This window comes from Neisseria sp. P0014.S009, from assembly GCF_051958155.1.
Taxonomy (GTDB): Bacteria; Pseudomonadota; Gammaproteobacteria; order Burkholderiales; family Neisseriaceae; genus Neisseria; species Neisseria flavescens_C.
In genome coordinates, this window is the sequence record NZ_JBQCVS010000012.1 from 1 (window position 1) to 12,570 (window position 12,570).

Below are 12,570 nucleotides of genomic sequence, written 5' to 3' on the forward strand. Positions count from 1 at the left end.
ACTCAAATGCATTTGACGGAAAACGGGATGGGGCAACTGTGCAGAGGGGCTACTCTTTGATACAGCTGTTGGTGGTGTTGCTGCTGGTTTCGATATTGGCGACGTAGGATATTAGGCCGTCTGAAAGATACTTAAGATCAGCTTTCAGACGGCCTTGTTGTAAGATGAGTTTTTGATATTGGCGTACTTTTTTAAATACAGATAAAATCCCTGCTAATTATTTATAACGATATTTTTAGGACTCACAGTGCTTGCTTTGGATTATTGTCATCAAAAGGTTGCCGAAAGCCATTCCAGTTTTTTATCTGGCTTTCGTTTTTTATCGATAGAAAAACGGAATGCGATCACTGTTTTATACGCTTTTTGTCGCGAACTAGACGATGTAGTTGATGGCTGTACCGATCCAAATGTAGCTCAGATAACGTTGAACTGGTGGCGCAGTGATTTAGAGAAAGTGTTTAATAATGAGATGCCTGAGCACCCCGTTCATCAAGCTTTAAAAGATATTCGGGCAAATTTTGATTTGCCGAAGAATGAATTTGAAGCTTTGATTGATGGCATGCAGATGGATTTGGAGCAGGCTCGTTATGGTAGTTTTGATGAATTAAAGCTGTATTGCCACCGTGTTGCAGGGGTAGTGGGGTGCCTTATTGCGCGGATTTTAGGTTTTTCAAATCAGAAAACTTTGGAATATGCGGACAAAATGGGTTTGGCTTTGCAGTTGACAAACATTATTCGCGATGTGGGCGAAGATGCGCGACAGGGAAGAATTTATCTGCCGATAGAGGAAATGCAGAAGTTTGATGTACCTGCCAATGTAATCATGCAGTGCAAACAGACAGATAATTTTGCAAAATTGATGAAATTTCAAGTGAATAGGGCGCGTGAAACTTATCGTGAAGCGATGTTGCTTTTGCCGGCTGAGGATAGGAAATCGCAAAAAGTCGGCCTGATTATGGCGGCTATTTATTATGCGTTGTTGAATGAAATTGACCGTGATGGTGCGCAAAATGTTTTGACTTATAAAATTGCGATTCCTTCTCCCCGTAAAAAACGTATTGCTTTAAAAACTTGGCTGTTTGGATTTAAACCATGAATACTAAACGTCCAAAAATTGCTGTGATTGGTGCCGGTTGGGCAGGTTTGTTTGCGGCGGTTTCCCTGATTCATCGAGCTGATATTTCTTTGTTTGAGGCCGGGAGACAGGCAGGCGGTAGGGCGCGTGTCTTGGCTGGAAAAGATGATGGATTCAGCTTTTTGGATAATGGGCAGCATATCTTGTTGGGCGCGTATCATGGTGTTCAAACTTTGATGCAACATATTGGTGTTCAACCTGAATCAGCCTTTTTACGCCAGCCTTTGCAATGGTACATCCATGAGGGATTACAGTTTCAGACGGCCTCTCTGCCTGCGCCTTGGCATTTGCTTGTCGGTATCCTGCGTGCGAAAAATCTTTCTTTTTCATTGAGAATCAAATTGCTGTCGGATATGTCGGCATTGCAACGTTGGGCTGCTCATCATAAAACCGATTTGACGGTTGCAAAGTGGTTGAGAACACGAAATATTCCCCGCAGCCTGCTTGGCCAATTTTGGCAACCTTTGGTCTGGGGTGCTTTAAATACGCCATTAGAACAGGCATCGCTGCGCATTTTATGTAATGTATTGAATGATGGCGTATGGTCTGAAAAGGCGAACAGCGATTATCTTTTGCCTAAGCAGGATTTAGGGCGGATTGTAGCCGAACCGGCTTTGAATTTTCTGCACAAGCATGGTGCAAAGATACATCTTGAAACTCGTGTTTCACATTTGAACCATCATATTGATGGCCGAATTGAAATCAATGGCGAAGTATTTGATGCGGTGATTTTGGCTGTTGCGCCATATCATGTTGATGCGCTTTTGCCTGAAGATACGCCTGACTATATTCAGACGGCCTATCAATCGTTGCACTATCATGCGATTACCACGGTTTATTTGCGTTATGCCCAAGCAGTCAAACTGCCTGCACCTTTAACCGGATTTGCCGATGGTACGGCGCAATGGGTGTTACATCGGGGGGCATTGGGTTTACCGGATAATGAAGTCGCGGTTGTCATCAGCGTTTCCGATTGCACCGAGGCTTGGAAGGATAAAGATTTGGCCGAGAAAGCTCATGCGGACATTAAGCGGATTTGTCCGGATTTGGGTAAGCCTGAAGCCGTACGTATTATTACGGAAAAACGCGCGACTACGGCGGCAACGGTTGATTTTGTACAACCTGATTTCTCATGGTTGCAACATCGCCGTATTTATCCGGTCGGCGACTATCTCCATCCGCGCTATCCGGCAACATTGGAGGCTGCGGTTCAGTCTGGCTTTGCAGCGGCTGAAAAGCTTATGCTGGATTTGCAGGTTGAATAAACTGAGGCCGTCTGAATGTTCAGACGGCCTTTTTGACTTTACAAAACTTACCAAGCCGATACAATATCCGAAACCATAAAGTTCAAGGAAAATTCATGACGACATTAGCGGACAAAACCATCTTGGTTACCGGCGCATCCCAAGGCTTGGGCGAGCAGGTTGCCAAAGCCTATGCGGCTGCTGGAGCGACTGTCATTTTGGTGGCGCGTCATCAAAAGCGTTTGGAAAAAGTATATGATGCCATTGTGGCTGCGGGCAGCCCTGAGCCGTTTGCTATCTGCTTTGATTTGATGAGCGCGGAGGAGAAAGAATTTAAGCAATTCGCGGAAACTATTGATGAAGCCACCGGCGGAAAATTGGATGGCGTGGTGCATTGCGCCAGCTATTTCTATGCCTTGTCGCCATTGGATTTCCAAACCGTATCGGAATGGGTCAACCAATACCGTATCAACACCGTTGCGCCTATGGGCTTGACCCGTGCGCTGTTCCCATTGTTGAAGCAATCCGAAGACGCTTCTGTGATTTTTGTCGGCGAAAGCCACGGCGAAAAACCGCAAGCTTATTGGGGCGGTTTCGGTGCTTCCAAAGCTGCGCTCAATTATTTGTGTAAAGTGGCCGCGGACGAGTGGGAACGTTTTGACAACCTGCGTGCCAATGTTTTGGTGCCGGGCGCCATCAATTCGCCGCAACGTATCAAATCTCATCCGGGCGAATCGAAAAGCGAACGTAAAAACTACGAAGATGTCCTGCCGCAATTTATTTGGTGGGCAAGCCGAGAGAGCAGGGGGCGGACAGGCGAAATCGTCTATCTGTAAATCTACCTACTCAGAGTGGTTTGAGAACATGAGGCCGTCTGAAATCTATATTTTCAGACGGCCTTTAACTTATTGAGTTTCATATCTAAATAATATGGAAGTTTGATGTTTGACGTGTTAACAGGCAAACATCAGGCTGGCACAAAATTAGATATAGTAATCTAAGTTATAGTTATATTGGATAAATATGACGGAATTTGACTTTATCAGACAATATTTGCAGCGACAAAAATCGGAAGGTTTGATTTTGGGTATAGGGGACGATGCCGCTATTATTCGCCCAAGTAACGGATTTGATTTATGTTTTAGCGCTGATATGTTGGTCAAAGGCAGACATTTTTTTGAAGATGTTTTGCCCGAAGATTTGGCATGGAAAATGCTTGCAGTAAATTTGTCCGATATGGCCGCTATGGGTGCCAAGCCACGTTGGGTGTTGCTCAGTGCTGCGTTGCCTGAATTGAATCAAGACTGGCTCAAACGTTTTTGCGATAGCTTTTTTGCTTTGGCCGCGCGTTTTGATACGGTGTTGATTGGTGGCGATACCACCAAAGGCGATTTGGTCTTTAATGTAACGATAGTAGGTGAAGTTCCGACAGGGTGTGCCCTGCGGCGTGATGCAGCCGAAGTCGGCGACGATATTTGGGTATCGGGTCGGTTGGGTTTGGCTGCCGCTGCTTTGAACAAACATCTGGGGCATTATCAATTGCCGTCTGAAATCATGGCGGTTTGCGATGATAAATTGCTCCGTCCGGAGCCGCGTGTTTCATTGGGGCAGGCATTGTTGCCGTTTGCCCATGCCGCGCAAGATGTTTCAGACGGCCTGGCTCAAGATGTGGGGCATATTTTGAAAGCCTCTGCTGTCGGGGCGGAAATATTTGCCGATTGTGTGCCGTCGTTGCCTGAATTGAAAAACGTTTTGTCGCGCGAACAATGGTTGTCGGCGGTATTGGCCGGCGGCGACGATTACGAACTGATTTTTACTGCCGCTCCAGAAGATAGGGAACGCGTTTGTCAGGCAGCGGAACAAAGTGGCGTACCGGTCGCCCGAATTGGTAAAATGACTGACTCAGGCCGTCTGAATATTTTGGATGCCGAAGGCGGCGTATTGGAACTGACTTCTTTAGGATTTGATCATTTTGGCTGAACGTAAACCTACTTTTTCTTGGCTGTTGCAAAAACCATTGTGTTTTTTAGGATTCGGTTTCGGCAGCGGCTTGTCGCCGGTTGCGCCGGGTACGGCCGGAACGCTGGCAGCATTACCTCTGGCTTTTGTATTGTGCCTGTTGGGCATAGACGGCTGGATATTGCTTTTATTGTGTATCGCCTTGTTTTTTTGGGGTATCCGCATTTGCGGTTATACCGAGAGGGAACTGGGTATTCAGGATTACGGCGGTATCGTTTGGGATGAAATTGTCGCGATGCTGTTGGTGCTGTCGCTGATTCCGTTTAAATGGAGCTGGTGGCTGGCGGCTTTTATTATTTTCCGCTTGTTTGATGCGTTGAAACCATGGCCGATCAAATGGTTTGACCGGCGGATTCATGGAGGTTTAGGCATTATGCTTGATGATTTGATTGCGGCTGCGATGACCTTGATGGTCTTGGGCCTGTTTTATTGGATCGCGTGATGCGTTTTAAGTGTTTCGACCCTTTGCAAAAATAGGGCGGGCACGCCGGAATTATCCGGATTGAAATAAAATAAATACCATACGGGGTAAACAATTATGAATGAAATCGAGATTAACGTGGAGCCGCGTTATATGGCCGGTCAGAGCGACGTCTATCGCGACCGCTACGCCTTCAATTATCTGATTACCATCTGCAACCGCAGTGATGAAATCATTACTTTGCGTCAGCGTTTTTGGGAAATCACCGACGGACACGGTGAGACAGAGCAGGTCGGTCATGCTGGCCTGATTGAAGAGCAACCTGTTTTGTACCCGGGCGAAGCCTATGAGTACAACAGCGGTTCGCAAATCAGCACACCTTGGGGCAGTATCGAAGGCGCGTATGAGTTTGAAGACAGTATCGGCAAACGTTTCGTTATCGGGGTGCCGAAGCTTGAATTCAAAGCAGGCTTTACGTTGCAATAGGCCGTCTGAAAAATGAAAAACCGGAACATGCGAAATGTTCCGGTTTTTCATTTTTCAGACGGCCTAATCAGTCTTTGCAAGGCTGTACCAATACCCACGGCGCCACGACAACCGCCCACATTTCCTGCTTATCCGCTAAAAATGTGCGCGCCATATCATCGCTGACGGCACCGAATTTGCCTTGTTCCATCCATTGTTTCAATGGCGCGGCTTCATCTTCGGCAACATGACGGGCGACGGCAATCAAATCCAAATCGGGCGCAACATAGACGGCGGCACCGCGTGCGAAGTGGGGTTGCAGCTCTTCCCATGAAATGCGGGCAGTTTCGGTATTGAGTTTTTCGTTTAAGAGTGGAATAGACATAGGGCAATCATCAAATAAAAAATGGATTGTAACCGATATTCGGCCTTTTGCCCGATGCCGTCTGAAAACGAAAGAAATTTACAGGGTTAACGTTATACAGTATCATTTTAATGTTTTAATTTTCTTTCAGACGGCCTGTTGTCCGTATTCGGGCAAGGGCGGTTTTAGGCTTATGAATTCTGTATTGTTGACCGGATTGCTGCAAAGGCTGCTGATTGCGCTTGCCGCATTGGCGGCGTTGTGGGCTGTATATTTTTGGGCGGTGTCGCCATGAGTATCGTGGTGGAAAATCTGACGGTCAGCTATCAGCGAAGGCCGGTGGTGCACCATATCGATATGGTGTTTGAAGATGGCAAGATGTGGACGATTTTCGGGCCGAACGGCGCGGGCAAATCGACCCTGCTCAAAGCCATTATGGGTTTGCAGAAGACGGATACGGGCAGCGTGCGCTATGAAAATATGGCGCGCAAGGACATTGCCTATCTGCCGCAACAGTCGGACATTGACCGCAGCCAGCCGATGACGGTGTTTGAACTGGCGGCGATGGGGCTGTGGTATGAAATCGGCTTTTTCGGACGCGTGAACGCGGTGCAGAAAAAGCGCGTGATGGCGGCTTTGGAACGCGTGGAAATGCAGGATTTTGCCACGCGCCAAATCGCGCACTTGTCCAATGGCCAGTTCCAACGCGTATTGTTTGCGCGGATGCTGGTGCAGGATGCCAAATTTTTGCTGCTGGACGAACCGTTTAACGCAGTGGATGCGCGGACGACTTATGCGCTGTTGGAAGTTTTGCGCCAGTGCCATCAGGACGGTCAGGCGGTGATTGCCGTGTTGCATGATTACGAGCAGGTGAGGGCATATTTTGCCAACACGCTGCTTTTGGCGCGTGAAAAAGTAACTGCCGGTGCGACGGAAAATGTGTTGACCGATGAATTTTTGGTACAGGCAAACCGAATGATGCAGAAACAGGAAGCGGCCGATTGGTGCGCGGTTTAATGGACAAGGCCGTCTGAAAGTAAGTGTTTTTCAGACGGCCTCAGGCTTTCAGAGATTAATAAAAAAGCGATAAAACATGGATTTATATGATTTGGTCGTCGCGCCGTTTGCTGAATTTGACTTTATGCGCTATGCCCTGGCGTCGATTTTCTGTCTGGCATTGAGCGCAGCGCCTGTCGGTGTATTTTTGGTGATGCGCCGCATGAGTTTGGTGGGCGATGCCTTGAGCCATGCGGTTTTGCCCGGTGCGGCCATTGGCTATATGTTTGCCGGTTTGAGTTTGCCTGCGATGAGCGTCGGCGGTTTTGCGGCCGGTTTGCTGATGGCTTTGCTGGCAGGTTTGGTCAGCCGGTTTACTTCATTGAAAGAAGATGCGAACTTTGCCGCATTTTATTTGAGCAGCCTTGCCATCGGCGTGGTTTTGGTCAGCAAAAACGGCAGCAGCGTCGATTTGCTGCATTTGCTGTTTGGCTCGGTATTGGCAGTGGATATTCCGGCTTTGCAGCTGATTGCCGTTTCTGCGAGTGTCACTATTTTGCTGATGGCGGTCATGTTCCGCCCGCTGGTGTTGGAAAGCATAGACCCTTTGTTCCTTAAAGCTGTCGGTGGTAAGGGCGGCTTTTGGGATGTGCTGTTTTTGGTGCTGGTTGTGATGAATCTGGTTGCCGGTTTTCAGGCATTGGGTACGCTGATGTCAGTCGGATTGATGATGTTGCCTGCGATTACCGCCAGACTGTGGGCGAAAAGCATGGGTTGGCTGATGATTTTGTCAGTCGCGTTGGCTTTGCTTTGCGGCTTGGCAGGACTGTTGTTTTCCTACCATATCGAAATCCCGTCCGGCCCGGCGATTATTTTATGCTGCGGCACGCTTTACTTGATTTCCGTCGTGTTCGGTTGGGAAGGCGGCATTTTGGCAAAATGGCTGCGCCGCAAGAAACATCGCACGGCATGATTTTTCAGACGGCCGCTTGAATAATCAGGCGGTCTGTTTTATGATGATGTTAATGTTACGTTATATCACTGGAGAGAATATGAAACATTGGAAACTCGGCATCGTTGCCGCATTATTGACCGGTGCAGCTTATGCCGCTCCGCTGCCTGTTGTCACCAGCTTCAGCATTTTGGGCGACGTGGCCAAACAGATTGGTGGCGACCGTGTGGCCGTTCAAAGCTTGGTGGGCCCCAACCAAGACAGCCATGCCTACCACATGACCAGTGGCGACATCAAAAAAATCCGCAGTGCCAAATTGGTATTGCTCAACGGCTTGGGCTTGGAAGCCGCCGATGTACAGCGTGCAGTCAAACAGAGCAAAGTGCCTTTCGCCGAAGCGACCAAAGGCATTCAGGCTTTGAAAGCAGAAGAGGGCGGCCATCATCATGACCACGATCACGAAGGCCATCATCACGATCACGGCGAGTTTGACCCGCACGTTTGGACCGACCCCGTCCTGATGGGTACTTATGCGCAAAACGTTGCCAATGCGCTGATTCAAGCCGACCCTGAAGGCAAAACCTACTATCAGCAACGTTTGGGCAACTATCAAATGCAGCTGAAAAAACTGCACAGCGATGCGCAGGCTGCCTTTAATGCCGTACCTGCTGCCAAGCGTAAAGTTTTGACCGGACACGACGCGTTCTCTTACATGGGCAAACGCTACAATATTGAATTCATCGCCCCTCAAGGCGTGAGCAGCGAAGCCGAGCCATCTGCCAAACAAGTGGCTTCCATTATCCGCCAAATCAAACGCGAGGGCATTAAAGCCGTCTTTACTGAAAATATCAAAGACACGCGCATGATTGACCGTATTGCCAAAGAAACCGGCGTTAATGTCAGCGGACGTTTGTATTCCGATGCATTAGGTGGCGCACCGGCAAACAGCTACATCGGCATGTACCGCTACAATGTCAAAGTTATGACCGATGCCATGAAAAAATAAAGCGGCTTAAGGATAAAGGCCGTCTGAAACTTTAAAAACAAGGTTTCAGACGGCCTTTTATATGCTTATTTTTGAAATAAACCGTCAAATTTAGAATATAAAAATAAAATTTGTGCTATTAGAAGTTTAATTATCAAAAATTCATGCTAATTTGCTTGGTAAGTACGCACCATCCGTGCGAATTGCTTATCGGCTGTCTGCCGGTCACTCACGGCTTGACTTCACCCTGTTACAATTCGGCATCTTCACGTTTCTTAATATTACATCATGAGCAACCATTCGTCTTGGTCATCCAAAATCGGCTTTGTGCTTGCGGCGGCAGGCTCGGCCATCGGTTTGGGTGCAATTTGGAAATTCCCTTATACAGCCGGTACCAACGGCGGCGCCGTATTCTTTCTTTTATTTTTGATTTTCACTATTTTGGTAGCCTTGCCGGTTCAATTGGCCGAGTTTTACATCGGCCGTACGGGCGGTAAAAACGCCATTGATTCCTTTAAAGTATTACGTCCGGGTTCGCAGTGGCCATGGGTCGGCCGCATGGGCGTGGCCGCGTGTTTTATTTTGCTGTCGTTTTACAGCGTGGTCGGCGGCTGGGTATTGAACTACGTCGTGCACAGCTTTACCGGCGAAATTCATGCCGGTGCGGATTTTGAAGCCTTGTTCGGCAAAACGATTTCATCGCCGTTTGGTTCGCTGTTTTACCAAGGCTTGTTCATGCTGATTACCATTTGGGTGGTCAAAGGCGGTGTTTCAGACGGCATTGAAAAGGCAAACCGCGTGTTGATGCCGGGTTTGTTTATCCTCTTTATCGCGCTGGCTGTCCGTTCGCTGACCTTGCCCGGCGCAATGGAGGGCGTGGCATTCTTGTTGAAACCGGATTGGTCGTATTTGAAACCGGGTACGATGCTGACTGCTTTGGGTCAGGCGTTTTTTGCATTGAGTATCGGCGTGTCCGCGATGATTACCTATGCTTCGTATTTGGGTAAGGATCAGGATATGTTCCGCTCCGGCCATATGATTATGTGGATGAACCTGTTTGTGTCGCTGCTGGCCGGTTTGGTGATTTTTCCTGCGGTATTTGCCTTCGGTTTTGAACCCGGTCAAGGCCCCGGCCTGATTTTTGTCGTGCTGCCTGCGGTCTTCATGAAAATGCCGATGGGGACTTATTTATTCGCCGTATTTATGCTGTTGGTTGTTTTTGCAACGCTGACTTCTGCATTTTCCATGCTGGAAACCGTGATCGCGGCAACCATCCGCCAAGACGAGAAAAAGCGCAGCAGCCACGCTTGGGTAACCGGTATTGCGATTTTCATAGTCGGTATTCCTTCGGCGCTGTCATTTGGCGTTTGGGGCGAATTTAAGATTTTTGGAAAAACCATTTTTGACTTGTGGGACTTCATTATTTCCGCCGTTATTATGCCGATTGGCGCATTGAGCGTTGCTGTGTTTACGTCATGGGTTCAGGACAAACAGTCTGTCTTGCGCGATGCAGGCATGGGCAGTACCATTCCGAAACAGCTGCTTTATCTGTGGTTGGGTGCGCTTCGCTATCTTGCGCCGATTGCGATTATTGTGGTGTTCATCAACTCTTTGGGTTTGATTTAATCCGATAGTGAGCAAACAGTCCGGCGTTGCATTGCTTCGCCGGACTGTTTGTTTAAAAACATCCTTAAAAATATTAAGGCCGTCTGAAAAATTTTCAGACGGCCTTTTTATAGATGCGCGAGGCTGATTAGAACTTCGCTTGCAGTCTCAGCCATGCAGTACGGCCGGGTTCGTTCACGCGCATGGTTTGAGTACCGGCAGACGGGTCGCCGCCGCGGCTAACGAATTCAGCATAGGTTTTGTTGAATACGTTGTCCACGCCGCCTTGCAATGTGGCGTATTTGCTGAATTTCCAACCGGCATTGAGCGAGAGTACGCCAAAGCCTGAAGAAGCGCCGATGTCTTGTCCGACGATATTGCCTTGGCCTTTGCTGTAACGGTTTTGTTTGGCTACGACGCGCCATAATGCGCCCGCGCTGAATTTACCGTTGTCAAAGGCGAGGGTGTTGTTCCACTCGAGCGGCGGAGTTTGTGCCAAAGGTTTGCCGTCGGTACGGTTTTTGCCGTGGGTGTAGGCGAGGCTGGTGCCGACTTCCCAGTTAGGCGCAAATGTCCATTTGACTTCGGCTTCGCCGCCAAAGCGTGAAGCGTTGATGTTGCGTACGTTGAAATCCATGCCTTGGCGCTCCATCATGATGAAGTCTTTGATGTTGCTGCCGAATACGGATACAGATGCGTGGAGATTAGGACGTTTCCAGATTACACCTGCATCGATTTGGCGGTTTTGCTCTGCTCGGATGGCTTTGTTTTCAGAGCGCAGGCGTTCCCAGTAGTCAGGTGCACGTTCGGCAATACCGAAGCCGGCATAGTATTTCAGGCCGTTGTCCGTATTTCTTTCCCAACGCAGGAAGCCTGAGTTCAAATTGAATTTTTGATGTTTCAAAACGGGGTCAGTCACGCGCGCGGTATCATAATGCGCTTTGACTTGGTCATGGCGCAAACCTGCTACCCAGCGTTGATTATCGGCTTGCTGCCAAGAGGCTTCGGTGAAAATACCCCATTGTTTGAAACTTTGGTTGGGCATGTAAGGCTTGTGGCTGTAGCCGTCGCCGCCACGCTCATGACGCGCGACGTGGACGTCGTCCAGATAATCCAAACCGGTTTGCAGATTGAGTTTATCCCAGTCGAAAGTAGCTTTCAGACGGCCTGTATCGGTATTACGTTTAGGGTTGTTGGCATTTTTAATCTGCTTGCCGGCAGGATTGTAGATGGTACGCAGGCTGTATGTGTCCATCACGTGGTCGATTTCGCTTTTACCGTAGCGCAGTTCCAATTCGCTGAACCATGGTGTGAGGTTGCGTTGGGTAAAACGGATATTCCACGCATCACGGTCGAATTTGCTGCCGTCCATCATGCGGTCGGCGTAGGCAACCTTGGCTCTGCTGCGCTCGTATGTGCCGGCAATGGTGGTGTTTTCTGTCGGGGTAACACCCAGTTGCAACATTTGGCTGTCGCGTTTGAAGTTGGAGTGAATGCGGTTGCCGTCGCCGTCTTTGTAATCGTCGGCTTCGTTATGGGAGATATTGGTACGGACATAGCCGTATTTGCCGCCGAACTCGGCTTCCAGCGAGCCGTCAAGGCGGTCGTTGCTGCCCGCCGTCAGGGTGGCGTTGATGTTGTAAGGTTTTTCAGTGAAATCAGGATCTTTACGGATAAATTGCACCGAGCCGCTGACCAAGCCCATACCTTGGGTAACGGTTTGCGGGCCTTTGGTAACCACGACTTTGTCAAATGAATTTGGGTGGATATAGGCAGTTGGCGGGTCCATGCGCATACCGCAACCGCCATAAATAAACTGGTCGTCGGCATTGACGGAGAGGCGCGAGCCACCCAAGCCACGGAACAGCGGATCGCCCGAGCTGCCGCCTTTGCGGATGATGCTCATGTTAGGTACGGATTGTAAAAGGTCTGCCCCGTCTCCGGCAGGGAGGGGTTGCAAAGCAGCTTTGGGGTTGAAAGTAACGCGATTGGCTTTTTCTTGTTGTGTGCCGGTGACGGTGACAGGGGAAAGGGTAACCGTTTCTTCAGGTGTAGGATCGGTATCTGCCCATGCTTGGGATACGGCTAAGGCAATGGGTAAGATAAGTAATGGTGGGTATTTCATATCGTTTCTCTCTATTATTAGGGATTATGTTAACTAATACCGAAGTATTATACATAAAGTCTAGTAAAATAGAAGCAGTGGGATTTTAATCTAAATCAATATTTTCAGATTTTTGGCGCATAGGTTGTTTATTAAGATTGGTCATACCAAAATGTTGATTTGAAGGCATTGGTGAGGTTACTCAATAAAAATGAATGTGTTTGAATTAAACTGCTTGCAATGGGGAGAATGGCATTTCTTGACGAAAAAATAGGGGATT

The 12,570-nt window shown here is 48.5% G+C and carries 12 protein-coding genes; 10 read left to right on the forward strand and 2 right to left on the reverse strand.

The window, feature by feature from the left end:
* Positions 1–247: 247 nt before the first annotated feature.
* The 6 genes from hpnD to apaG all read left to right on the forward strand — a co-directional run bounded on the left by hpnD (position 248) and on the right by apaG (position 5,305).
* A complete protein-coding gene (gene hpnD / locus ACTHS4_RS08895; protein ID WP_371460295.1) occupies positions 248–1,096 on the forward strand; it encodes a presqualene diphosphate synthase HpnD in 849 nt (282 codons plus the stop codon).
* On the forward strand, positions 1,093–2,400 hold the full coding sequence (gene hpnE / locus ACTHS4_RS08900; RefSeq protein WP_440365762.1) for a hydroxysqualene dehydroxylase HpnE: 1,308 nt from the start codon (positions 1,093–1,095) through the stop codon (positions 2,398–2,400). The genes hpnD and hpnE overlap by 4 nt, the downstream gene beginning before the upstream one ends.
* 95 nt (positions 2,401–2,495) lie before the next feature.
* Positions 2,496–3,215, forward strand: a complete 720-nt coding sequence (locus ACTHS4_RS08905) for an SDR family oxidoreductase (RefSeq protein ID WP_003747583.1) — start codon at positions 2,496–2,498, stop codon at positions 3,213–3,215.
* A gap of 187 nt (positions 3,216–3,402) precedes the next feature.
* Complete coding sequence (thiL, locus tag ACTHS4_RS08910) at positions 3,403–4,359, forward strand: thiamine-phosphate kinase (RefSeq protein ID WP_070825575.1); 957 nt, start codon at positions 3,403–3,405, stop codon at positions 4,357–4,359.
* On the forward strand, positions 4,352–4,840 hold the full coding sequence (locus ACTHS4_RS08915; protein WP_070825579.1) for a phosphatidylglycerophosphatase A family protein: 489 nt from the start codon (positions 4,352–4,354) through the stop codon (positions 4,838–4,840). The genes thiL and ACTHS4_RS08915 overlap by 8 nt, the downstream gene beginning before the upstream one ends.
* A 96-nt stretch (positions 4,841–4,936) precedes the next feature.
* Positions 4,937–5,305: a Co2+/Mg2+ efflux protein ApaG gene (gene apaG, locus ACTHS4_RS08920; RefSeq protein ID WP_003682575.1), complete on the forward strand. Its 369-nt coding sequence runs from the start codon at positions 4,937–4,939 to the stop codon at positions 5,303–5,305.
* A gap of 67 nt (positions 5,306–5,372) precedes the next feature.
* Here the strand turns inward: apaG and ACTHS4_RS08925 are convergent, their stop codons facing one another.
* Positions 5,373–5,669 (reverse strand): DUF2288 domain-containing protein, encoded by a 297-nt coding sequence (locus tag ACTHS4_RS08925; protein ID WP_049323125.1) that lies wholly within the window; start codon positions 5,667–5,669, stop codon positions 5,373–5,375.
* A gap of 270 nt (positions 5,670–5,939) precedes the next feature.
* On the opposite strand from ACTHS4_RS08925, the gene ACTHS4_RS08930 reads away from it, so the two are divergent.
* From ACTHS4_RS08930 to ACTHS4_RS08945, 4 genes are all read left to right on the forward strand, one after another.
* Complete coding sequence (locus ACTHS4_RS08930; RefSeq protein WP_440365789.1) at positions 5,940–6,665, forward strand: metal ABC transporter ATP-binding protein; 726 nt, start codon at positions 5,940–5,942, stop codon at positions 6,663–6,665.
* A gap of 76 nt (positions 6,666–6,741) precedes the next feature.
* Positions 6,742–7,617 carry a metal ABC transporter permease gene (locus ACTHS4_RS08935; RefSeq protein WP_440365764.1) on the forward strand — a complete coding sequence of 292 codons (876 nt, stop codon included), beginning with the start codon at positions 6,742–6,744 and terminating at the stop codon, positions 7,615–7,617.
* Positions 7,618–7,696: 79 nt separating this feature from the next.
* On the forward strand, positions 7,697–8,602 hold the full coding sequence (locus ACTHS4_RS08940; RefSeq protein WP_049331107.1) for a metal ABC transporter solute-binding protein, Zn/Mn family: 906 nt from the start codon (positions 7,697–7,699) through the stop codon (positions 8,600–8,602).
* A gap of 267 nt (positions 8,603–8,869) precedes the next feature.
* Positions 8,870–10,207 carry a sodium-dependent transporter gene (locus ACTHS4_RS08945; RefSeq protein ID WP_371460297.1) on the forward strand — a complete coding sequence of 446 codons (1,338 nt, stop codon included), beginning with the start codon at positions 8,870–8,872 and terminating at the stop codon, positions 10,205–10,207.
* A 127-nt stretch (positions 10,208–10,334) separates the two neighbouring features.
* Here ACTHS4_RS08945 and ACTHS4_RS08950 read toward each other — a convergent pair whose 3' ends face one another.
* Positions 10,335–12,311, reverse strand: coding sequence for a TonB-dependent copper receptor (locus tag ACTHS4_RS08950; protein ID WP_440365765.1), 1,977 nt, complete (start codon positions 12,309–12,311; stop codon positions 10,335–10,337).
* Positions 12,312–12,570: the final 259 nt, after the last annotated feature.